The following is a 21,813-nucleotide window of genomic DNA, read 5'->3' as shown; positions in this document are numbered from 1 at the left end:
TTCTCGGTGAGGACACCATGCTGCTCTATGCCCTGAAACGACTGCTCCACGTCGTCCCTGTCACGATTGGCGTGAGCATCGTCTGCTTCATGCTCATCCATATCGCGCCAGGCGATCCGCTCGCCGCCATCCTGCCAACGGACGCTTCTGCCGAAATGCAGGCTCAGATGCGAGCCTTTTATGGTCTTGATCAGCCCCTGCCCGTGCAATACGCACTATGGGTCTGGCATGCACTGCACGGCGATCTTGGAACCTCGATCGCCACAGGCCGTCCGGTCCTCCAGGAGATCTTGGGTGCTTCGGTTAATTCGATAATCCTGGCAGTTGCCGCAGCTTTCATCGGTTTTCTGGTGGGATCGACGCTCGGCTTCCTTGCCGGCGTCTTCCGGGGCGGCTGGATCGATCGGCTGGCCTCAGCGGTTTCAATGCTCGGCGTCAGCGTACCGCATTACTGGCTCGGCATGGTGCTTGTGATCGCATTCTCGGTGACGCTCGGATGGCTGCCGGCAATGGGCGGCGGACCGGAGGGATCTTCGGGGCGCAGCCTCAGCTGGTCCTATCTCCAGTTCCTCATCCTTCCGGCAATCACCATGTCGGTGATCCCCATGGGCATCATCGCACGTACCATCCGCTCGCTGGTGGCCGACATCCTTTCCCAGGACTTCACTCAGGTGCTCGCCGCCAAGGGCCTGATGAAACGGCAAATCCTGCAGCATGTGGTACGCAATGCCGCGCCGACGGCGCTTTCGGTCATGGGCCTGCAGCTTGGCTATCTCCTGGGCGGCTCAATTCTGATTGAGACCGTTTTCTCTTGGCCCGGTACCGGCTTTCTTTTGAACGGAGCGATCTTCACCCGTGACCTGCCCATCTTGCAGGGCACAATCCTGGTTTTGGCAATGTTCTTCGTTTTCCTCAACCTCCTGGTCGACGTGCTCCAGAGCGCGATCGATCCGCGGATCCAGAGGAGCTGAGCATGTCCGTCGTCACCGCAGACTTACCCCTTTCGACACCCCTCATCGCCAAATCCCCCGGCTTTTGGAGCGGCGTTCTGCGCCGTCTTAGTCGCGACCCTGTCGCGATTACCGCGCTCGCGATCCTCATCATCCTCGTCCTGATCGCGATCCTGGCCCCCTATATCGCGCCCTACGATCCTTCGAAAGGCAGCGTCATCCGCCGGCTGAAGCCAATCGGCACGCCTGGCTATATTCTCGGTACAGATGAACTGGGCCGTGACATGCTCTCCCGGCTGATCTATGGGGCACGACTGTCGCTAATCATGGGCGTGGTCCCCGTCCCGATTGCATTCGTGATCGGCTCGGCGATTGGCATCATCGCCGGTTATGCAGGCGGGATCGTCAACACGCTAATCATGCGCACGATCGACATATTCTATGCCTTCCCTTCGGTACTTCTGGCGGTCGCCCTCTCCGGCGCGCTCGGCTCCGGGCTTACAAATGCACTTGTCTCTTTGACCGTCGTGTTTATCCCGCAGATCGCCCGCGTTGCGGAAAGCGTCACGACCCAAGTCAGGAAGCTCGATTATGTCGATGCAGCGAGAGCCTCCGGCGCCCCGCCGGCGACAATCATCCGCGTCCACATTCTCGGCAACGTGCTCGGCCCGATCTTTGTCTTTACCACCAGCCTCATCTCGGTCTCGATGATCCTCGCGTCTGGCCTTTCCTTTCTCGGCCTTGGCGTGCGCCCGCCAGATGCCGAATGGGGCCTGATGCTCAACACGCTCAGGACGGCGATCTACAACAACCCCTATGTCGCCGCCCTTCCCGGCTTAATGATCTTCATCACGTCGATCTGCTTCAACCTTTTTTCAGACGGGCTGCGCTCGGCCATGGACGTGAAATCATGATCACTATCGTTAAAGAACCGGCCCTTAACCTGCCCGTCGGCGAACGCGGCGGCCCGGCCCAACCGCTAATCTCGGCCCGCGGTTTGCTGAAGCATTTTCCGGTGAAGGCGAGCGGCTTTCTGAAACCGAAGAAAGTGGTCCGCGCCGTCGATGGTGTCGATTTCGACATCCTCAAGGGTGAGACTCTCGGCGTCGTCGGGGAAAGCGGCTGTGGCAAATCCACCACCGCACGTCTCCTGATGCAACTCATCGTCCCGGATCAGGGCGAAATCCTGTTCGACGGCGAAAGGGTCGGCGGCGCACTAGCGCTAGGAGAGTATCGTCGGCAGGTACAAATGGTCTTCCAGGACAGTTACGCCTCGCTCAATCCGCGCCTGACGATCGAGGAATCCATCGCCTTTGCCCCGCGGGTGCATGGCGTGCCCGCGGCGAAAGCCATCGCGAGAGCCCACGACCTGCTCTTTCGGGTCGGACTGGAGCCCTCTCGGTTCGCCGGCCGTTATCCGCACGAGCTTTCCGGCGGCCAGCGCCAGCGCGTCAACATCGCCCGCGCCCTAGCGCTCGAACCGCGGCTCGTCATCCTTGACGAGGCAGTCTCGGCACTCGACAAGTCCGTGGAGGCACAGGTGCTGAACTTGCTGCTCGACCTGAAGCAAGATTTCGGCCTCACCTATCTGTTCATTTCCCACGACCTCAACGTCGTGCGCTTCATGTGCGACAGGGTGATGGTCATGTATCTCGGCAAAGTGGCTGAGCTCGGGAGCCGCGAGGCGATCTTCGACGATACAAAGCATCCTTATTCTTCGGCGCTGCTCGCCTCGATGCCAAAGGTGAATCCTTCTGAGCGGACAACCGCGCCGCCGCTTTTCGGTGACCCGCCCAACCCGATCGATCCGCCGTCCGGCTGCCGTTTCCACACACGCTGTTCTGTCGCCGAAAGCGTTTGCAGCGAGAAGATGCCCCCACTTGCAAGAATATCCGCCAACCAGGCCGCCGCCTGCTTGATGTCCATACCGGGATCCGGCCATAGCCGCGCGCCCGCTCCTATGGAGGCCTAAGATGTCGAGCGATGCGATGATCAATATCGACAATCTCTCCGTCACCTTCAATCGCGGCCGCAAGCCCTTAAGAGCCGTCAACGGCGTCAGCCTGTCGGTCCGGCCCGGAGAGGTAGTCGCGCTGCTCGGAGAATCCGGCTCCGGCAAAAGCGTCACCATGCGCTCGCTGCTGCGCCTGCATCCAAAGGACACCAAGGTCGACGGCTCCATGTTTGTTGACGGCCAGGACATTATGGGACTTTCCTCGCGTGAGCTGTCCGACTTGCGCGGCGCCGTCGTCTCAATGGTCTTCCAGGAGCCGCGGCTCGCGCTCGACCCGGTTTATACGCTCGGAAGACAGATCGAAGAGACCATCATCCGACACGAGAGTCTTTCGCGGTCGGAAGCGGCGGCGCGGGCGCTTGCGCTTTTCCAGAAGGTGAAGATCCCCTCCCCCGAGCGCCGACTACAGAACTACCCGCACGAAATGTCAGGCGGCATGCTGCAGCGAGCGATGATCGCCATGTCGCTCGCCTGCAATCCGAAGGTTCTGCTTGCCGACGAGCCGACGACGGCGCTCGATGCCACGGTACAGATCCAGATCTTGCTCTTGATCCGCGAACTGCAGAAGGAATATGGCTTGTCGGTCATTTTCGTGACCCATGATATCGGCGTCGCCGCCGAAGTCTCAGACCGGATCGCCGTGTTGTATGCCGGGCGGATCGTTGAGGAAGGCAAGGTCGCGGACATCATAAGAAACCCGCGTCACCCCTATACGAAAGGCCTCCTCGGCGCCCGCGTCGAACTCGCCGGCGGCCGCGACCGGCTGATCACAATCCCCGGCGCACCGCCCGATCTCGCCAATATGCCGGAAGGCTGCGCCTTCGCGCCGCGCTGTCCGCAGGCTTCCGATCTTTGCCGGGCCGAAGTTCCCCGACTCGTCACTGCCGAAACCTCCAAGGTCGCCTGCGTCCAGTATGCCTGAACAGGTTTGGGGAGGTCAAAAACGGCCAACGGACGCAATCGGGCATTGAGGTACTGACCAGACAATGAAGCATATCACGCTGATCAACCCGAACACGTCGCGCACCACAACCGCGATGATGATCGAGATTGCGCAAAAATATCTTCCCAATGACTTCACGATCGAAGGCGTTACCGCCCCCCGGGGCGTGCCAATGATTCTTGATGCGGACGCGCTTTCGGCAGCATCGCAGGGGGTCGTAGAGATGGGGCTCGCGGCGGCCGGTCGCTCGGATGGGCTGATCGTCAGCGCATTCGGGGATCCTGGAGTCGAACGGCTGAGAGAGGTTTCTGGTATTTCAACGGTCGGCATCTGCGAGGCGAGCATGCTAGAAGCTTCAGCTGGTGGACGACGGTTCGGCATCGCCACGGTAACGCCCGAACTTGTCCGGAGTTTTGCATTGAAGGCCCATACGCTGGGCATCTCCCAACTCTTCACCGGTACGCGGCTGACGAGCGGAGACCCGTTTGCGCTCGCCTCCGATCCCGAACGCCTCATTGCCTCACTCTCGGTCGCCGTGCGCGAATGTTTCGAAATGGATAGAGCCGAAGCCGTCATCATTGGCGGCGGGCCGCTCGGACAAGCGGCCGATGATCTGCAGCGACTGATGTCCGCGCCGGTGATCGCACCGATCCGCTCCGCGGTCGAACTCCTCCTGTCCCGTATTGCCGGCTCAAGCCGATGAGTGCCTCACGCCGCCGGTGGAATACATTTCCTGTTGCAAGTCCGAGAGCTCCACGCGAAACTCTCCCCCGCTGATGTCTTGGCGGAGTTGCCGGTGCCGAAGGATAGATCGTTCCTGTATCGCGTGAGGCAAGCTTTGCCTGATCTGCATCCCGCTGAAAAGCGGCTCGGCGAATTCGTTTGCGACTTTCCGGGGGAACTCGCCAGCTATTCGGCGCAGGAACTTGCGGCGCTTGCGCATGTCTCCAAGGCGACCGTTACGCGCTTTATCCAGCGCCTTGGCTATGAGACCTATGAAGAAGCGCGCCGTCACGCGCGCGCAGAAAAGCAGACGGGCTCGCGACTGTACCTGACGGAGGCGGCCGATACATCCACCGCCCGGTCGATGCAAGCGCATGTGGCGCAGGCCATATCCAACCTGGAATCTACGTTTCTGTCTATTTCTGAAAACCAGATCAGAGCCGTGGCGGACGCCATGATGGCGGCCCGCAAGGTCTGGGCGCTTGGCTTTCGCAGCAGCCGCCCCTTCGCTTCCTACCTGCAATGGCAGTTGACGCAAGTGATCGAGGATATTGTCGCGATCCCCGGGGCGGGACAGACATTGGGTGAACATCTCGTTAGCCTGAGGGAAGAAGATGTAGTGGTTTTCTTCGCGCTGCGTCGCCGAATTGCTCAAGTGGACGTCATTCTCGCGCAGATCCGCAAGTCGAAAGCCAAGCTTCTCTACATCACTGACGAGGGCGCGGCGTTCGAAACTGGCGCGACTTGGCACTTCCAGTGCCAGACACTCGCCCCCGGCCCGCTCTTCAATCATACCGCAGTCATGACGCTGTGCCATCTGCTGATCACCCGCTGCCTGGAGAAGGCCGATGTGGAAGGGCGCAAGCGGTTGCGCAACATCGAGGCGCTCAATGAAAGCTTAGAAGAACTCTGATAAGGTTCTGGATGAAGAAAACGTTCGCCCTTCGGCGTGCAGCAGCGCATTGGAAACGAATGCCAATCGCCTAAACGGCCATGCCTGCAGGTGATGTAAGGGCAATTCAATCGCATGAGTTCCAGACTCTCACGAGAGATGCGGCAGTCGCCAATTCATGAAAAGCCCAAGACTTGGGACAGAAAGGCCAGGAGTGCGATAGCGTGGTTTGCCCCCTAGCGTATTGTCATTCAGCCACGCGCGCATGGCCTGAAGGCAGCTTGCACGTTCGATTTCTTTGGGGGAAGCAGGAATTCTGAATGGTATCCTTCCTGCCTGCACACGTCGCTCACCCATACGTCTATCGCGAACCCATCGCCTGGTTGTAACGTCGCACGTCCGCGAGCAGCCGCGCCAGCGGACCGCTCTCTTCGCCGGGTCTCCAGATAAGAAATAGCGGCGCGGATAGGCCTTCCTCTTGTTTAAGCCGCCGATACGAAATGCCAGTCGTCCCTAAACGGGCCATCGAAACGGGCACAATAGAAATGCCGAGCCCAGCAGCGACAAGGCTGAGTGTCGAGATCATCTGTGTCGCCTCCTGACCGACACGCGGGCTAAACCCCGCCTTATCACAGGCAGCGATGATCGCATCATAAAGGCCGGCTCCGCTTGGACGATGATAAAGGATGAATGTAGCCTGCGTCAGCGCAGCCAGCGGTCGGCGCTGGTTTTCCGGCCATCCCTCCAGAAGCGGATGCGAGTCCGGAAAAGCGACCAGCATATCTTCGTCCAGCAGATGTCGCGCACTTACCCCCTCGGGTGCCTCTGGCAGTGCGCGCACGAAGGCCGCATCAAGCCGTCCCGCACGCAGCGCCTCAAACGCCACGCTGCTGTTCGCCTCCTCCAAAGTCAGCTTGAGCAGTGGCGCGCGATCCCTCAGCTCCCGTACAACGCCCGTGACGAGCGGGTGAAAGGCGGCCGATCCGGTAAAGCCGATGGCCAATCGACCCTCCTCGCCGCGGCTTGAGCGTCGCGCCGCCTCCACCGCGTTGTCGACATCAGTGAGAATAGCGCGCGCCCGCGCAACGAAGGCTTCTCCCGCCGCCGTCGGAATGACGCCGCGTGAGAGCCTGTGAAACAATGTGACGCCCAATTGGTCTTCCAGCGCCTTGATCTGCTGGCTGAGGGGCGGCTGTTGCAGGCCAAGGCGTTCGGCTGCGCGCGTAATGTGGCGTTCCTCGGCAACGGCTACGGCGTAACGCAAGTGTCGGAGTTCAATCATGATATATCTGTATCATATGCAAATCGTTGGATGAATATATTGGATATATGAATACCGAGCGTTTAGATTGATGAAAAATCAGCGTCCCGAGGTCGATAATGACATCTTCTCCTGCAGTCTCTTCAGATATTCGTCCTTTGTTGCAGCAACATGAGCCGCCGTCCATCGCCGAACTCTTTCGCGGTTTTCTCATGCTTGGCCTTACAGGTTTCGGCGGTGTGTTGCCGCTCGCTCGCCGCATGATGGTGGAGGATCGCCGCTGGCTGAGTGGGCAGGAATTCACAGATCTCCTCGGTCTCTGTCAGTTTCTCCCAGGCGGCAATATCATCAACATCTCTGTTGCAGTTGGCTTGAAATTCCGGGGCTGGGCGGGCGCCATTGCTTCCATCCTAGGTCTGATCGCAGCACCGACGGTCATCGTGGTTGCGCTCGGCATCGTTTATGACCGCTATCAGGACGATCCACTGTTGCATCATCTGTTTGCAGGGCTCGCGGCAGCGGCAGCCGGATTGCTGATCTCGACGGCGGTCAAGATCGCATGGCCACTCCGAAAAAGACCGCTGGCGCTCATCATTGCGGCAATGTGCACCATCGCCGTCGGCATTCTCAAGCTACCGCTTTTGCCGACAATGCTCGTTTTCGCACCCATCGGCATTCTCGCAACCTGGAAATTGAAGGCATGATATCCGTTCTCTTCTCGCTCGCACTCATTTTCACGGAGCTTTCCCTGCTCGCCTTCGGCGGTGGCAACACCATCCTGCCCGAGATGCAGCGGCGCGTGGTCGAGGTTCAGCACTGGATGACGCCGCAAGAGTTCAGCGCGCTGTTCGCACTGGCGCAAGCGGCACCTGGTCCGAACCTCATGGTCGTGCCACTGGTCGGCTGGCATGTCGCGGGGCTTGCGGGGCTGCTTGTCTCATCGGCCGCAAAGTTCGTCCCTTCTTCTCTCGTCACCATCTTTGTCATCAAGGCCTGGGAACGGTTTAAAGATCGACCTTGGCGGCGCATCGTGCAGGCTGGACTTGTTCCAGTGACCGCCGGACTGGTGCTCGCCAGCGCTATCGTGATTGGCGAGGCAACTGCACAAAGCTGGGCGTTGGCAGCCATCACGCTAGGCGTGGCGGTTGCCATGTTGACGACCCGGATGCATCCTCTCGTGGCTCTCGCCGCGGGCGCTGCACTCGGTATCGTCGGTTTTGGGATGTGACCCAATCCACGAGCGCTGGCCGACCATGGGTCGGAACAGACGCGGAAAGCTTGCAAGCCGGAACCGGGACCTGTCCTCTCGGCAGCTATTGCTTATACTGCGCTTTGCCGACGCTTCATCGCGAAGAGAGGAGATTCAGCTTCTGAGCGTGAAAGGAATGCGAGACCTGTATCTTCACCGCCCCTTCGCATGCGGCGTAGAAGCCACAGATATCTCACAAATGACGGTCCGGCTAAGTCACCCTCGAATAAATGCGCTCGCTTGTAGATTGAGGTGGTGGATCCGTTCCAGTTCATCCCGTCAGTTGCCTACATAGATCTGGCTTGCCGTGCCGCACGCGTGGAATGGTTCACGGCGCGTATCGCGTGAAAACGTAGTCATGATCTTTGACCTTGCTTTCATGGCAAGAAAGACAGGTTTTATGCTGCGCGCCATCGACCGGATTGCCATCGACGAAACGACCGAAGCCCCATCCATGGCTTGCGGGATACTTCTTTGAGTCCTTCACCATGACTTGAACCGTGGTCGGCCCTTCGGGAACCGTTGCTGGCGCGAACTCGGCCGATTGCTTTCGCTTGTAAGCAAGTTTCACCAAGATCGAGCCATCAGGGAAAGGGAGAGCTCCGTTTTTGTAGGCGTTGATTGCAATGTCGTTCCCCAGCACGGCTCGCAATTCGTCCAGTGGAGGCGCCTCCTCAGCCGGTGCGATAAATTTCCAGTCCCGATATCCTTCTGGGATAGTGACACCATAAATAGGCGAGGCATTTTCGTGTCCCTTTTCAGCCGCGCCAGGGTACGGAGCCGCGATACCAATCGCCGCAAAAGACAGTGCGATGGAGTATTGAAATGCGCTTGTCATAGGACAGCCTTCACGTTTTGGTTTCGATCGGGCCTTTGTGGCCAGTCCACGTATCCGGCCTATTTCAGCGGCTGCACGTTCATGTATCTCACTGTAGTCTCGGTCTTACGGACAGTGGTTGCCAATATTGGGTTTCCCGAACGCTTAAGTGACAAGCGCAGCCAAGCTATCCATCCTGGAGAACGCGGGTTTCGTTGTCATACACGCAATCCAATGCGGCTGATCGTTTGGTGAATTCAATACGATGGCTCGACCGCAACGGCCAAAAGGGCCCGCTACAGTCTAAATACAATTTGTGCCAATCAAGAAATATGCCGGATACCTCGGTCTCGTAAGTCCTCTCTCGCACCCAGATTTCGTCACCGACGACTTTAAAAGGAGAGGTTGAATGACTTCGCTGACCAGCTTATCTCGCCGCAATCTGCACTGTATGACCGCTGGCGCGGTGACCTTCCTAATGTTGTTACCGGTTTTGCAGCTAAGGCAAGCAAACGCCGCTGAAACGGTCGCAGTCGATGCCACCGAGCCGACGGCCGAAGAAAGTATCCGGCCTTTCCGGATCCATGTGGACCAGTGGCAGCTCGACGACCTTCGCCGCCGCATCGCCGAAACGCGTTGGCCAGATGAGGAAACTGTCGAAGACATCTCTCAAGGCATTCAGCTCAAACGGGTTCAGGACCTGGTTCGGTATTGGGGAACCGACTATGACTGGCGCAAGGCGGAGCAGGAACTGAACGCACTGCCGGAATTCATCACAACGATAGACGACGTAGACATTCAGTTCATCCACATTCGCTCGCGCCATCCGAATGCTTTACCCATCATTTTGACCCATGGGTGGCCTGGATCGCAGTTCGAGTTCATCAAAGCCATCGGTCCGCTTACCGATCCGACTGCCTATGGCGGCCGCGCGGAAGATGCCTTCGACGTGGTTATTCCTTCTATTCCCGGACATGGTTTTTCGGGCAAACCGACTAAACTCGGTTGGGGACCTGAACGCGTTGCCAGGGCATGGGATGTGTTGATGAAGCGGCTTGGCTACACACGCTACGTCTCGCAAGGTGGCGACCACGGTTCGGTCATCTCGGATGCGCTGGCCCGGCAAGCTCCACAAGGTCTGCTCGGTATTCACCTCAATATGCCTGCGACGGTTCCGGGCGACCTCATGAAGCGTATCAATGCCGGTGATGCAGCACCCGAAGGTCTAACGCAGGCCGAACGAGATGCTTATCAATCGCTCAGCACTTTCTTTGGCCGAAATGCCGCCTACGGCGCGATGATGGTTACTCGTCCTCAGACCATCGGTTACTCATTAGCCGATTCTCCGTCCGGTCTCGCGGCCTGGATCTACGAGAAGTTTGCGCAATGGAGCGACAGTGACGGCGTCCCTGAGCGAGTGCTTTCCCGAGACGAAATGCTCAACGATATCACGCTCTACTGGCTGACGAATGCTGGTGCTTCCTCCTCGCGCTTCTACTGGGAGAATAACAATAACAATTTTAGCTCGGAGACGCAGAAGACAAAGGAGATCAAAGTCCCCGTCGCCATCACCGCCTTTCCAAAGGAAATCTACAAAGCACCAGAAAGCTGGAGCAGGCAGGCCTATCCGTCTCTGGTCTATTACAGCCAGGCGGCAAAGGGCGGCCACTTCGCGGCGTGGGAGCAGCCGCAGGTTTTCGCCGAGGAACTGCGCGCCGCGTTCAGATCGATGCGCTGATCGAGTAGCTCGCTTCTGCGCAGCCAGACAGCATCGCGTGGTGATCCAAGGCCGGTGCCTACGGTAGGTTTCGGAAGAATAGCTCCCCCGCTCTGAAGGGGCGGACATCCATGTCCCAATGCAAAAGCAAAGACAACCGGATGCAAGCCGCCCCTTTGCGAACGCACCCCAATACAGCAGAGGGGATATTGTGGGCCCAAGGGGTATCGCTTTCCTGCTGATAATGCCGGTATTGGCGGCTGGATTTTTTCCAGCCGCTCTATCAACCGCCTATCAAACAACCGTAGCTGTCTTTGCACCATCCATCCCGATGTTCACACCGGTAACATAGCTTGCTTGCTTTGAGGCAAGGAATACCGTCACCTGGGCAACCTCTTCGGGGGTTGCCATTCGGCCCATCGGAATCTTCTTGATCGCTGCATCGCGGGCCTCTGCTTCGGTAAGATTATTTCGCTTCGCGTCTGTCTTCAGGCCCTCCGTAACACGGTCGGTTTCGGTGAAGCCAGGATTGATGCCAACCACTCGCACGCCGTGCTCGGCATAGGCTGTCGCGAGGCCGGCAGTTGCCAACATGAGTGCAGCGTTGGCCGCTCCGCCAGGAAGATGGATCGGCGACGCTGTCTTCCCGCCATTTCCGATGATGTTGATCACCACGCCGGACTTTCGCGCTGCCATCAGTTTGATAACCGGGTCGATCACATTGATGTAAGTGAAGTATTTTGCATCCATGGCCGCTCGCCACGTCGCCGGCGTAAGATCCTCCGGCGCGGTTCTTTTCGCGGCACCCGCGGAATTGACCAGGACATCGATTTTTCCGAACTGCCTTTCAACGTGTTGAATCATGTTGAGCGCATCTGCGTCGGACGATACATCCGCAGCAAAGCCGACCGCGCCCGGCAGTGTTTCGAGTGCCCTGTCGATATTCTCTTGAGAACGGGAACAGATCACGACGAGGGCGCCCTCTTCGCTAAACAATCGGGCGCACGCAAAGCCAATCCCTTTTGAGCCGCCTGTGATCAAGACTACCGTGTTTTCCAATCCAAGTAGCATGCTGTCGCTCCACCATTCAATCGTTCAAAAGCTACTAGTCCTCACGGGTCGGGACGATGCATTAAAATCCGCTTTCACGGACAATCTGTCAGGGAGCAAATAAGTTCACAATATCGGCCGCTGTTCTTGTACGAGCGCCGAGCCCATGGCGTCCTCATGGAAACTATGAATCGGACACCGCAGATGCGAGCTTCGAGCGCCCTTTCCTGGCGTTAAGGGTGAATTGTTAAGTGCCTCAGGATAGGATGCGCTACAACATTTATTAGGTGCGAACATGCTGTCAATCCTTCGGCTGATCAGGTCTGAGACCTCGCAAGTCCATGTGTATGCTGGCACATTGATCGGCACTGCTGTTTGCGTTGCAGTCGCTGTATTCGCAGATTCGTTTAACTTCGCCGAGATGTCGAAGGATCATTTCCGGCGGGCGCTCGCAACTGACATCCTGTTGCCGATCGTCATTGGCGGACCGTTCTTCTATTTCTTGTTGGAAAAAATACGGCAGCTTGCGGTCGCGAGACTGGAGCTCCAACATTTGGCGTCAACCGATAGCCTCACCGCCGTTTTGAACCGCGGCGCATTCGTGATGCTTGTCGAGGCTTATCTGGAAAAAGCAGCAGCCGGATCTCTTTCTCCTGTTGGCTCACTGCTGATCGTCGATGCGGACCACTTCAAACAGATCAACGACGAATACGGCCATCAATCGGGGGATCGGGCGCTCAAACTGATTGCCAGCACCATCAGAGGCACGCTCACTGGTGCACAAATTGTAGGCCGAATTGGCGGTGAGGAATTTGCCGTATTCCTTCCGGATGTTCAAAGTGAGCGTGCTTATGAACTTGCAGAGACCATCAGGCGCCGTGTCGGTGACATTATCTTCCCAGAGGGGACCAGTGAGAATGTGCTGTCCGTCAGCATCGGCGGGGCAAGTTTTTCCAAGCCGGAGAGCTACAAAGAGATCTTCAAGATTGCCGACATCAAACTCTATGAAGCGAAGTCAGCTGGGCGAAATCTCGTCCGCCTTTGAGGCCCATGGCCGCTTGAAAGTGACGTGCCTCGATCTTGGCGCAAGAGCAAGTCTGTCGATGCCTGACAATGAGATCTGCGGCGTGCCCTGTCGCCGACCAGCCGCAGGACGTTCTTGTCACTCGACAAAGGAATTACCCTGTTGCGAACGAGCCTCAGCCGTCGGACTTGATTTAAATTCGTTTCGTGCAGGCAGGATTGGTTAGGCCACTTTGCTTCTTGGAGAAGCCCCGCCCATCGCTTCTACTTTCGCGTGGCTTGCGGCGATCAGGGCATCTATCTCCGTTACTGCATCGCCAGCGCTCGCAGCCAGCTTCCTGATCTCTCCGGCAATGAGAGCAAATCCCCGTCCTGCATCCTGGGCACGAGCCGCTTCTATGCCGGCATTCAAGGCAAGGAGACTCGTTTGTCGCGCGAACCCACTGATGGTCTCAACAGTCCGCGTGATGTCACCAAGCATGTCGCTCATGGCTTGGGCTGAGTTGACGGCCGACGCCTTCTTGGACGTCACATCGACGCCGCACATCAGTATCCGTTCCGGCTGGCCCTCAAGGTCATGGATCAGAGAGAAAGAAGCTTCGAGCCAGCAGACCGGTCCATCGGAGGGCCAGTTTAGTTCGCGCCGCAGTTTGCCTTCACTCAATAGTTCCCTCATCGAGGCTTCATCGAGAACGAAAGATAGTTGACCTGCCGAAGCAACGTTCGCCGTCTTGTTCGTAGAGATTGGCTCACCCGCCATCGACCATTCAGCAATGATGTTCGCTTGGCTGATGGCCTCCAGTTTCACATTGAATTCCAACGAGCGTTTTTTTGTCTCAGTCACATTTGCCTGTATGGAGACAAAGCGCTCAATGGAGCCATCCGATGCTCTGACAGGGTTGATTGCCAGACTGATCCAGTAAGGCTCCCCCCTTTTGTTGTAATTCAGGATTTCCTCGTAGAACGCCTCGCCTGCCGCGAGTTTTTGTCGAATCCGAGCGACCGTATCAGGACTGGTATTGTTCCCTTGCAGCATTTTTCCGGGATTTTTTCCAATCGATTCGGCCAAAGTGTAACCGGTAAGCCGTTCAAAGCCGTTATTGACGTAGATAATGCGGTGATGACGATCCGTAATAACGACCGAATTATCGGTCTCATCGGCGACCAAAGATAGCAAACTGAACTTTTCGCGCTGCCTGACTTGCTGCGTAATATCGGTGGCATATTTCACGACCTTGAACGGCACGCCGTTCATGTCGAAAATCGGATTATATGACGCCTGTATCCACACCAGTCGGCCACCGTTTGCCATACGGCAATATTCACGGGACGAAAATTTCCCGGCTTGGAGATCAAGCCAGAACTGCTCGTAGGTCGGGCCCAGATCTTCCTCTCGCATGAACATTTTGTGGTGCCGGCCGACAATTTCAGAAGCTTCATAGCCCATGACCTGCAGAAAACTGTCATTTGCGCCTATGATCGTGCCATTCATGTTGAATTCGATGACAGCCTGCGATTTCCCGATTGCGGCGATCTGACCGGCATAATCAGCAGCCTGTAACTTCGCTTTCGTCACATCCGTGGCATACTTTACGACCTTTACAGGCTTGCCGTTCAGGTCGCGGATCGGATTGTACGATGCCTGGATCCAGACCTCCCGTCCGCCTTTCGCAAGTCGCTTATATTCGCGAACCTCATGTTGGCCGCTTCGCAAGGTGTTCCAGAACTTTTCATAGTCTGGATGTGACGCATCTTCTGGCGTCACGAAGATCCGGTGATGCCTTCCGATCACTTCAGCTGCCGAATACCCCATCACGGAAAGGAAATTTTCATTCGCGTCCAAGATGATGCCATCCATGGAAAACTCGATAACCGCTTGAGAGCGGCCAATCGCTGCAATTTGTCCAGAATGGTCGGCATTCATAAGTCGAGCCTGCGTCACATCGGACGCGATTTTGATCACGCGAACACAGTGACCGGATCGATCAACAACGGGGCTATAGCTTGCCTGAAGCCACACTTCTCGGCCAGTCTTTGCGATGCGTTTGAATTCGGCTGACTTGTGAACACCGCTGCGCAGGTCTTCCCAAAACTTCTGGTAATTCGAAGAGCTGGCATCCTCCTTCGACAGGAAGATACTGTGATGCTTGCCTTCGATCTCGTCGAGGTTGAATTCCATCAATTTCAAGAAAGCGCCATTTGCCGACAGGATGGTCCCGTCTGCTGCAAATTCGATCACGGCATTGGAATTTTTGATTGCAGATAGCGAATTTTGAAGAAGCTCTAATTCAGCTTGCGTGCCATGATCCGACTTGTGACGAAAAAACCCAGCCACTAAAGAACTCCATCAAAGGTCTTAACGATATTAAAATCTGCCAATAGTCGTTTGATATAGCGATAAGACGTTAAACTTTAGTACTTGGGCCTTGTTCAGCTCACCGCCGGTGTAGCAATCATCAATCGCAGTACTGAGGACAACGTCCCAACGGCATTTGGTGAAGCGTTGCATGACGCTTCTTACTTCATTCAACTGGACCCGATCACGCGCGCAAGACCGTGCTGATGGCGGATAATGTCTATGAGACCGCGCAAGCCAGGATGCCCATGGCGTCGGGTGCCATAATACATCTGGAATGGCTCACCTGCTGACGCGTATTCCTTCATGACGATTTCTAGACTTCCGGCATGGATCTCCTCGGCGACGCGAGATTCCAGGAGATAAGCGAGCCCCATTCCCGCCTTTGCAGCGGCAATCGTCGTCGTGGTGTCCGCGATGGTGATGAGGCCAGGGACCTTGATCCGCTGAGCGCGCTCGCCGTCGCCCAACTCCCACCTGTAGCTCGAATTGTCTCCCAGGAGGAGTTGAAGACATCGATGCCTCGAAAGATCGGCAGGCACGCGCGGTGTTCCATGCCGGGCCAGATAGTCAGGGGATCCAACGATGACCCACCGCTGCGGTCCCGTGAGTGGCACGGCGATCATATCTTCGGGCACGAGATGACCGTATCTCAAGCCTGCATCATACCCTTCTGCCACGATGTCGATCGGCCGATCCTCCACGACGATCGTTAGGCGTACATCCGGAAACCTCGCCTCGAATTCGGGAAGGGCCGGCGCGATCAATAGATGGGCGGCGTCGGCAAACGCGTTGATGCGCAATTCGCCGAAACGCGCCGCACCCGGTGCATCGAGCGTTTCAAGCGCGAAGCCGATCAGCTCAAACCCCTCGCTGAGGCGACTTGCAAGCTCCAAGCCGAGATCCGTCGCGGCGACAGCTCGATTTGTGCGGTTGAGTAGCTTGGCGCCGAGCCTTTCTTCTAGCCGCCGCATCGCATGGCTGGCTGCCGACGGCGTAAGGCCAAGTTCGATCGCCGCGGCTTTGAAGCTCTGCCGGCGGACGATAGCCAGGAAGAGCCGAAGATCGGAAAAATCAACTCGGTCGAGAAGAGCCACGATGAATACCGCTCAGTGTATGAATGAACCAGTTTCATCTTAATTTCGAAGTTTGTTGAAAGCCAAGAGGGTATTGTTGCCAGAACGTGAGAGAGGAGAAACAAATGTCCGTATTCGAGCACGTCCGGCTTGGCGATTTGCGTGGCAAGCGGGTTCTGGTCACAGGCGGGTCAACCGGTATTGGCGCAGCTGTCGCTCTCGGGTTCGCGGCGCAGGGAGCGAGCGTTGTTGTTCACTACAATCAGAGCAAGGCCGCGGCTGAAGAGGTGAGATCGAAGGCTTCGGACCGCATCATCCTGGCACATGGCGACATGGGCGTCGAGGGTGAAGCCAAAAAGGTGGTGGATGCCGCTGCCTCGGCGCTGGGGGGCTTGGATGGTATCGTCAACAATGCGGGCGGAATGCTTGGCCGGATCCCGACGACCGAGATCTCGCCGGATCATTTCGACCGCGTGCTGGATCTCAATGCGAAATCCGTATGGGAAGCGACCATCGCCGCTCATCCGCATTTGCTACAGGCCGGTGGTGGCTTCGTGATCAACACCACGTCCGTCGCAGCCCGGAACGGCGGCGGCGGCGGTGCCATCATTTATGCCGCGGCCAAAGCCTTCGTCAGCAGCCTGACGCGTGGACAGGCGAAGGAGTTCGTCAAAGACCGCATCCGCGTAAACGCGGTAGCGCCCGGCTTGATACAGACGCCCTTTCACGACCGGTACACCTCGCCCGAGATCATGGCCGCGCAGCGTGCCACCATCCCGATGGGGCGCGAGGGATCGCCGGAAGAATGCGTCGGCGCATTCCTCTTCCTCGCCTCGGAAGCTATGTCCGGATACATCACCGGTCAGGTGATCGAGGTCAACGGGGGACAATTGATGCCATGAAGGAGAACAAGAACATGCATTACAGGAAATTCGGACGCACGGGTCGCGAGGTATCGGACATCGGCTTCGGCGCATGGGCCATCGGCGGCGCATGGGGTGACGTTTCTGAAGAGGATGCACGGGGAGCGCTTCATGCGGCGCTCGACGCTGGAACCAGCTTTATCGATACGGCTGACGTCTACGGCGACGGGCGGTCGGAACGGATCATCGCGGAGGTTCTGAAGGAACGCGGCGGCGAGCGCCCCTATGTGGCCACCAAGGCTGGTCGCAGAGCCGTGCCGCATACCGCGGACGAATATAACAGGGCGAACCTGACTGCCTTCGTCGAGCGCTCGCTGAAGAACCTTTCCACAGAATGCCTGGACCTCGTCCAGCTGCATTGCCCGCCAACTGAGGTCTTCTACCGTCCGGAAGTATTTGGCGTGTTGGACGACCTCGTGCAGGCAGGCAAGCTTCGCAACTATGGCGTTTCAGTCGAGAAAGTCGAAGAAGCCCTGAAAGCGATCGAATATCCCGGCGTCGTCTCAGTGCAGATCATCTACAACATCTTCCGGCAGCGTCCGGCGGGCCTCTTCTTCCGGGAAGCGAAGGCGAAAGATGTTGCGGTCATCGTGCGCGTGCCGCTGGCTTCGGGTCTTCTTACGGGCAAGATGAACGCTGCGACGCAATTCGCTGCAGATGACCACCGCGCCTTCAATCGCAACGGCGAGGCCTTTGACAAAGGCGAGACGTTCTCCGGCGTTCCTTATGACATCGCGCTTGAGGCTGTGGAGGAAGTCCGCAAGCTTATGCCGGAAAACGTCACGATGGCACAGTTTGCGTTGCGCTGGATCTTGATGGAGGACGCGGTTACCGTCGTCATTCCGGGTGCGAAGAATGCTGCCCAGGCGCAAGCCAACAGCATGGCAAGCAACATACCTTCAATCTCTCCAGAGCAAATGGAGGCACTTCGCGAACTCTATCGCGACCGTATTGCTCCGCATGTCCACCATCTCTGGTAAGTCGAGCGGTCATCAGGCAGCCTCGGAACAAAGTGAATGAAGCACAATGGCGCTGTTTTTGGCTGGGATCAGCGCCAGTGACGTTTACGCTCGTTCAAAGTTGAAGACGAACCGCGTTTTGAAACGAGGCTCGTATTCAGATCATGCCTATTTGCCGTACCGAGCAAGGCATACGTCGCTGATCTTTCCAGGATATTTCACCAAATGCTAACGGTTCGGCGCAGATTTCGCCGAATGCGGTCCCGCCACCGAGCAATAGAGAGATCAGTCTTGCTGCTGGTCCTGCTGCTGCGTTTGAAGGTGCTGCTTTTGCTTCAACTTCTTCTCAGCGACCTGCTTTTTGTGCATTTCGTGGCCGGCAACGCATCCCCCGACCGCACCAAGAACGGCATGGTGCCCGGCATAATGGCCCGCCACTGCGCCAGCCGCCCCACCACTGACACAGCCGATAGCCTGCGCCTGAGAACTTACACCCAAAACTGCCAACAGGCTTGCTGCGATCGTGATATTCTTTAGCATGTGCACTCTCCCTTGGATTATTCTATCGGGCTTCATGGGAGTTCGCATGAAGTCGCTTTAGAAAGAACTATGCTGGAGAAGTGGCCTTTCAAGACTTGTTTTTCCCCCAGAGCGATCTCCGCCGTAACGTTCAGTTGAAGACGGCCGGAAGCCGCTGACGGGACGCGGCAACGTCGCCGGTTACCGCTCCATGCCGAGCAGTACCCAAAGTTCATCGCCGCGGATGGAGTTTCCAATTTTAATCGGAAGGATCCGAACGCACACAGCGTCGGAAAGCCAACAACCTGCAGTTCGTCTTTATCAATCGGTAGAGGCGCATAGAAAATTGCGCTACTACTCCAGCGGGATTGTGCCGGAGGACACTGCATAACCCGAGCGTATTTGACGGGCGATTGTCGTTCGTTGGGAGGAGATGACATGCAGATTAAAAGCGCCATTGACAGGATTCCTGGCGGCTTGATGCTTATACCGCTGCTGCTAGGCGCGGTCTGCAAGACCTTCGTTCCGGATGCAGCCGGCTATTTCAAGGGTTTCACCCAAGGGATTATGACCGGCGTTATTCCAATTCTCGCCGTCTGGTTCTTCTGCATGGGCGCATCGATCAAATTGAGCTCGACCGGAACGGTTTTGCGCAAGTCAGGCACCATCGTGTTGACGAAATTCGTGGCTGCAGGGATCGTCACGCTGATCGCATCGACGATCCTTCCTCCGGATGGGGTTAAAACTGGCATTTTTGCCGGCCTTTCGGTTCTTGCCATCGTCTGCGCCATGGACATGACCAATGGTGGTCTTTACGCGTCGCTGATGCAGACCTACGGGACCAAGGAGGAAGCCGGAGCTTTCGTCTTGACGTCCATCGAATCCGGTCCGCTCATGAGCATGATCATTCTAGGCGCTTCCGGTGTCGCACATTTCGAGCCTCAAATATTCGTCGGGGCAATTTTGCCGTTCCTGATCGGTTTTGCGCTCGGTAATCTGGATCCGAAGTTGCGAGACTTCTTTGCCCCAGGAAGTGTCCTGATGATTCCTTTCTTTGCCTTCTCTCTAGGCAATACAATTGATCTTCACACGCTTCTGTCGCCACTCGTCGGCCTGGGTGTTGCCCTTGCGCTCGCCGTCATTATTCTGACGGGGATACCGCTCATCCTTGCTGACAGGTATATCGGCGGTGGTAACGGCACGGCGGGCCTTGCTGCTTCCTCGACCGCCGGTGCTGCCGCAGCCAACCCGATCGCTATCGCTGCCGTTGCACCGCAATTTGCAGCGACCGCGCCAACTGCAACCGCACTTGTTGCGATTTGCATCATCGTAACCTCGATCATTGTGCCGATTATCACCGGCTTCTGGTTCAAGAAGTTCGGCAAGCCGGCGGCAGCTGATGCCCGCGGCCCCGACCACATGCCTGCAAGCCATGTCAACTTTTCCGATGGACGCCTTCGGTGAAGGTGCGGTTTCGCACTGGTCACGGTCGCATCGCCAGTATGCGGCTGAACGACAGTTGGACGCGCGCGCTGCCACTCACGACGTGTGGGAAAAACACGCTGGGATGACTAAGCTGCCTTGCCATTTTCGTCGGATGAACTGCCGCTTCGATCGGCATCAACCGTCGTCCTCAAGGTAACCAATGAGGTTTTCGCGAGCGCCCGCTGAAGAGCTTCAATGCAGATCGGATCGTGCGAAAGCCCTGCTCCTTCCCAAAGAATTAAAATCGCCGTCTCCAATGGCATGGCGGGTCTGTAGGGCCGATCTGCAGTCAGTGCATCAAACACATCGGCCGTAGAAACAATTCGGACTTCCATCGGAATGTCGTCAGCGGTAAGGCCGCGCGGATATCCTTTCCCGTCCAAACGCTCATGGTGAGCGCCGCCGATCAGTGCTGCATCCGCAAATGCTCCGATCGTTGACAGAATTTGCTCGGAAAATTCTGCATGGCGTTTCATCTGACGCCACTCTTCGTCATCAAGTTTGCCTTGTTTGTCCAAGACGCTGTTACTTACGCCAAGTTTGCCGATGTCGTGAAGCAGAGCAGCTCTCTTCAAAATCCGCCGCGTTTCGAAGTCGATCTGCATCTCCTCCGCAATCAGGTCCGTATAGAGCGCGACGCGCTCGCTATGGCCTGAGGTGTAGGGGCTCTTCGCATCGATGACCCTTGCGAAAGCGCCGGCGATGTCATCGAGATATTCGTCGTCGGCGATGACACCATGTCGACCCGGCTCTGAAGCAAGAACGATCCTCTCCAGATCTTTCGAAGCCAGCTGCTCCCAAAAGCCTGGCTGTGACGATATATGTTCGAAGATATCGACCAATGTCGGATCGAACCAGTCTCCTTTTCGTCTGGTAATCTCATCGAGTGCACTTTGCGGTCCGCCGCTGGCGTGGAGAACATCGATGACCTGAGCAAGCAGCGCAATTCTGGAAAAGAGCGGGATGTCCTCGCCAGCCTGTCCAGTCGGTTTGCCTTTGCCACTCCAATGTTCGTCGAGCCCAATGATCCCTTGCGCAACGCTCTCGGAAAATCGCATTTGCCGAGCAATTTCCGCGCCGCGTTGACACCGTGTCTGGATCAGTTCGGTGGCCAGCTCGCCTCCATTTTTCAGAACATGGACGAGGCTGCGGAAACGTTCGGCGAGGCCCGCTTTCATGCCGGTGTGGCTGATCACGAATTTCAGAACCTGTCCGAAGCTACCATCGACATGTTTGAAGTCATTTTTAAACATCAGGTCGTCTGCAAGATACAGTTCACAAATGCGCGCTGCATTGCTGCTGCAACCGAGATCTTTCAAAAGCAGGGTATAGTAGAGATCACGGAGTTCATTTTCCGGTAGCCCTATCTTTTTGCCGATGTGCGTTCCAATAAAGCAGCATCGAATACAATGACCTTCAGGCTGCCCCTCAGTCATATCGAGCGCTTTGCTGAGCGCTTCGATGATTTCCGCCAGCCGGATCTGTACCTTGGTCATATTTGGCCCCTTTGCGAGCGTTACTCTATCAAAGGAATGTTGCTGAACACTTATGTCCAAGCTGCCTTATGACACTGCATTTCAAACTTTTACTGGGTGTGTTGATCAGCTTTCGCGCATAGGGATCATCGGCGCGCCGTCGCATAAGCAATTGACAGGCATCAATCGTCTCGGTCGTGAGCATCAATACCCGTGGCGAGCGGGCTGGCTATGCATCCGGCCGGTTCCAAGGCTTCAGACAGGGTTCAACGGTTTTATTCTTTGTCCCGCCACTTGCGATGGGAATTGCCGCAACGGCGTTGTTGCCGTCGTGCTTGCGGTTCAGGAGTGTCTGTCAGCAGACCACGCCTAGTTCTGATG

General features: G+C 56.9%; 20 protein-coding genes. 13 read left to right on the top strand and 7 right to left on the bottom strand.

Annotated elements, in window-relative coordinates:
• The first annotated feature begins 17 nt into the window (after window positions 1–17).
• The 6 genes from VQ830_RS18530 to VQ830_RS18505 all read left to right on the top strand — a co-directional run bounded on the left by VQ830_RS18530 (window position 18) and on the right by VQ830_RS18505 (window position 5,543).
• Window positions 18–971: an ABC transporter permease gene (locus VQ830_RS18530; protein ID WP_337269638.1), complete on the top strand. Its 954-nt coding sequence runs from the start codon at window positions 18–20 to the stop codon at window positions 969–971.
• A gap of 2 nt (window positions 972–973) precedes the next feature.
• Window positions 974–1,864, top strand: coding sequence for an ABC transporter permease (locus tag VQ830_RS18525; protein WP_337269637.1), 891 nt, complete (start codon window positions 974–976; stop codon window positions 1,862–1,864).
• Window positions 1,861–2,922 (top strand): ABC transporter ATP-binding protein, encoded by a 1,062-nt coding sequence (locus VQ830_RS18520; protein ID WP_337269636.1) that lies wholly within the window; start codon window positions 1,861–1,863, stop codon window positions 2,920–2,922. Before VQ830_RS18525 ends, VQ830_RS18520 begins: the two co-directional genes overlap by 4 nt.
• Window position 2,923: 1 nt before the next feature.
• Window positions 2,924–3,886, top strand: a complete 963-nt coding sequence (locus VQ830_RS18515; protein ID WP_337269635.1) for an ABC transporter ATP-binding protein — start codon at window positions 2,924–2,926, stop codon at window positions 3,884–3,886.
• Between the two features lie 64 nt (window positions 3,887–3,950).
• Window positions 3,951–4,610, top strand: a complete 660-nt coding sequence (locus tag VQ830_RS18510; RefSeq protein WP_337269634.1) for an aspartate/glutamate racemase family protein — start codon at window positions 3,951–3,953, stop codon at window positions 4,608–4,610.
• Window positions 4,611–4,703: 93 nt separating this feature from the next.
• Window positions 4,704–5,543, top strand: a complete 840-nt coding sequence (locus tag VQ830_RS18505; RefSeq protein ID WP_337269633.1) for a MurR/RpiR family transcriptional regulator — start codon at window positions 4,704–4,706, stop codon at window positions 5,541–5,543.
• Between the two features lie 340 nt (window positions 5,544–5,883).
• On the opposite strand, the gene VQ830_RS18500 is transcribed toward VQ830_RS18505, so the two are convergent.
• A complete protein-coding gene (locus VQ830_RS18500; RefSeq protein ID WP_337269632.1) occupies window positions 5,884–6,804 on the bottom strand; it encodes a LysR family transcriptional regulator in 921 nt (306 codons plus the stop codon).
• A gap of 98 nt (window positions 6,805–6,902) precedes the next feature.
• Here VQ830_RS18500 and VQ830_RS18495 point away from each other — a divergent pair, with 98 nt between their 5' ends.
• Both VQ830_RS18495 and VQ830_RS18490 read left to right on the top strand, forming a co-directional pair.
• Window positions 6,903–7,487: a chromate transporter gene (locus VQ830_RS18495; RefSeq protein WP_337269631.1), complete on the top strand. Its 585-nt coding sequence runs from the start codon at window positions 6,903–6,905 to the stop codon at window positions 7,485–7,487.
• Complete coding sequence (locus VQ830_RS18490) at window positions 7,484–8,011, top strand: chromate transporter (protein ID WP_337269630.1); 528 nt, start codon at window positions 7,484–7,486, stop codon at window positions 8,009–8,011. The genes VQ830_RS18495 and VQ830_RS18490 overlap by 4 nt, the downstream gene beginning before the upstream one ends.
• A gap of 349 nt (window positions 8,012–8,360) precedes the next feature.
• Here the strand turns inward: VQ830_RS18490 and VQ830_RS18485 are convergent, their stop codons facing one another.
• Entirely contained in the window at window positions 8,361–8,870 is a 510-nt protein-coding gene (locus tag VQ830_RS18485; protein ID WP_337269629.1) for a cytochrome P460 family protein, read from the bottom strand.
• A gap of 430 nt (window positions 8,871–9,300) precedes the next feature.
• Between VQ830_RS18485 and VQ830_RS18480 the strand changes: the two genes are divergently transcribed.
• Window positions 9,301–10,587 carry an epoxide hydrolase family protein gene (locus VQ830_RS18480; RefSeq protein ID WP_438618229.1) on the top strand — a complete coding sequence of 429 codons (1,287 nt, stop codon included), beginning with the start codon at window positions 9,301–9,303 and terminating at the stop codon, window positions 10,585–10,587.
• Between the two features lie 273 nt (window positions 10,588–10,860).
• Here VQ830_RS18480 and VQ830_RS18475 read toward each other — a convergent pair whose 3' ends face one another.
• Window positions 10,861–11,637, bottom strand: a complete 777-nt coding sequence (locus tag VQ830_RS18475) for an SDR family oxidoreductase (RefSeq protein WP_337269627.1) — start codon at window positions 11,635–11,637, stop codon at window positions 10,861–10,863.
• Between the two features lie 274 nt (window positions 11,638–11,911).
• On the opposite strand from VQ830_RS18475, the gene VQ830_RS18470 reads away from it, so the two are divergent.
• Complete coding sequence (locus VQ830_RS18470; RefSeq protein ID WP_337269626.1) at window positions 11,912–12,661, top strand: GGDEF domain-containing protein; 750 nt, start codon at window positions 11,912–11,914, stop codon at window positions 12,659–12,661.
• Between the two features lie 201 nt (window positions 12,662–12,862).
• Here the strand turns inward: VQ830_RS18470 and VQ830_RS18465 are convergent, their stop codons facing one another.
• Window positions 12,863–14,974, bottom strand: a complete 2,112-nt coding sequence (locus tag VQ830_RS18465) for a methyl-accepting chemotaxis protein (protein WP_337269625.1) — start codon at window positions 14,972–14,974, stop codon at window positions 12,863–12,865.
• 191 nt (window positions 14,975–15,165) lie between these two features.
• Window positions 15,166–16,092 (bottom strand): LysR family transcriptional regulator, encoded by a 927-nt coding sequence (locus tag VQ830_RS18460; protein WP_337269624.1) that lies wholly within the window; start codon window positions 16,090–16,092, stop codon window positions 15,166–15,168.
• A gap of 104 nt (window positions 16,093–16,196) precedes the next feature.
• Here VQ830_RS18460 and VQ830_RS18455 point away from each other — a divergent pair, with 104 nt between their 5' ends.
• Window positions 16,197–16,973, top strand: coding sequence for an SDR family NAD(P)-dependent oxidoreductase (locus tag VQ830_RS18455; RefSeq protein WP_337269623.1), 777 nt, complete (start codon window positions 16,197–16,199; stop codon window positions 16,971–16,973).
• 14 nt (window positions 16,974–16,987) lie between these two features.
• Window positions 16,988–17,974 carry an aldo/keto reductase gene (locus tag VQ830_RS18450; RefSeq protein ID WP_337269622.1) on the top strand — a complete coding sequence of 329 codons (987 nt, stop codon included), beginning with the start codon at window positions 16,988–16,990 and terminating at the stop codon, window positions 17,972–17,974.
• Window positions 17,975–18,238: 264 nt separating this feature from the next.
• Here VQ830_RS18450 and VQ830_RS18445 read toward each other — a convergent pair whose 3' ends face one another.
• On the bottom strand, window positions 18,239–18,493 hold the full coding sequence (locus VQ830_RS18445) for a hypothetical protein (protein WP_337269621.1): 255 nt from the start codon (window positions 18,491–18,493) through the stop codon (window positions 18,239–18,241).
• A 417-nt stretch (window positions 18,494–18,910) separates the two neighbouring features.
• Between VQ830_RS18445 and VQ830_RS18440 the strand changes: the two genes are divergently transcribed.
• Window positions 18,911–19,936, top strand: coding sequence for a 2-keto-3-deoxygluconate permease (locus VQ830_RS18440; RefSeq protein WP_337269620.1), 1,026 nt, complete (start codon window positions 18,911–18,913; stop codon window positions 19,934–19,936).
• A gap of 107 nt (window positions 19,937–20,043) precedes the next feature.
• Here VQ830_RS18440 and VQ830_RS18435 read toward each other — a convergent pair whose 3' ends face one another.
• Entirely contained in the window at window positions 20,044–21,453 is a 1,410-nt protein-coding gene (locus VQ830_RS18435; protein ID WP_337269619.1) for an HD-GYP domain-containing protein, read from the bottom strand.
• Between the last annotated feature and the right edge of the window lie 360 nt (window positions 21,454–21,813).

This window comes from Oryzifoliimicrobium ureilyticum (assembly GCF_037199735.1).
In the GTDB taxonomy this organism is placed as follows: domain Bacteria; phylum Pseudomonadota; class Alphaproteobacteria; order Rhizobiales; family Rhizobiaceae; genus Rhizobium; species Rhizobium ureilyticus.
This window is presented reverse-complemented; position numbering and strand designations above follow the sequence as displayed.

Excerpts from the sequence above, each read along its gene's own strand:
- VQ830_RS18530 (WP_337269638.1), top strand. The coding sequence starts at position 18 with ATGCTGCTCTATGCCCTGAAACGACTGCTCCACGTCGTCCCTGTCACG.
- VQ830_RS18525 (WP_337269637.1), top strand. The coding sequence starts at position 974 with ATGTCCGTCGTCACCGCAGACTTACCCCTTTCGACACCCCTCATCGCC.
- VQ830_RS18520 (WP_337269636.1), top strand. The coding sequence starts at position 1,861 with ATGATCACTATCGTTAAAGAACCGGCCCTTAACCTGCCCGTCGGCGAA.
- VQ830_RS18515 (WP_337269635.1), top strand. The coding sequence starts at position 2,924 with ATGTCGAGCGATGCGATGATCAATATCGACAATCTCTCCGTCACCTTC.
- VQ830_RS18510 (WP_337269634.1), top strand. The coding sequence starts at position 3,951 with ATGAAGCATATCACGCTGATCAACCCGAACACGTCGCGCACCACAACC.
- VQ830_RS18500 (WP_337269632.1), bottom strand. The coding sequence starts at position 6,804 with ATGATTGAACTCCGACACTTGCGTTACGCCGTAGCCGTTGCCGAGGAA.
- VQ830_RS18495 (WP_337269631.1), top strand. The coding sequence starts at position 6,903 with ATGACATCTTCTCCTGCAGTCTCTTCAGATATTCGTCCTTTGTTGCAG.
- VQ830_RS18490 (WP_337269630.1), top strand. The coding sequence starts at position 7,484 with ATGATATCCGTTCTCTTCTCGCTCGCACTCATTTTCACGGAGCTTTCC.
- VQ830_RS18485 (WP_337269629.1), bottom strand. The coding sequence starts at position 8,870 with ATGACAAGCGCATTTCAATACTCCATCGCACTGTCTTTTGCGGCGATT.
- VQ830_RS18480 (WP_438618229.1), top strand. The coding sequence starts at position 9,301 with ATGACCGCTGGCGCGGTGACCTTCCTAATGTTGTTACCGGTTTTGCAG.
- VQ830_RS18475 (WP_337269627.1), bottom strand. The coding sequence starts at position 11,637 with ATGCTACTTGGATTGGAAAACACGGTAGTCTTGATCACAGGCGGCTCA.
- VQ830_RS18470 (WP_337269626.1), top strand. The coding sequence starts at position 11,912 with ATGCTGTCAATCCTTCGGCTGATCAGGTCTGAGACCTCGCAAGTCCAT.
- VQ830_RS18455 (WP_337269623.1), top strand. The coding sequence starts at position 16,197 with ATGTCCGTATTCGAGCACGTCCGGCTTGGCGATTTGCGTGGCAAGCGG.
- VQ830_RS18450 (WP_337269622.1), top strand. The coding sequence starts at position 16,988 with ATGCATTACAGGAAATTCGGACGCACGGGTCGCGAGGTATCGGACATC.
- VQ830_RS18445 (WP_337269621.1), bottom strand. The coding sequence starts at position 18,493 with ATGCTAAAGAATATCACGATCGCAGCAAGCCTGTTGGCAGTTTTGGGT.
- VQ830_RS18440 (WP_337269620.1), top strand. The coding sequence starts at position 18,911 with ATGCAGATTAAAAGCGCCATTGACAGGATTCCTGGCGGCTTGATGCTT.
- VQ830_RS18435 (WP_337269619.1), bottom strand. The coding sequence starts at position 21,453 with ATGACCAAGGTACAGATCCGGCTGGCGGAAATCATCGAAGCGCTCAGC.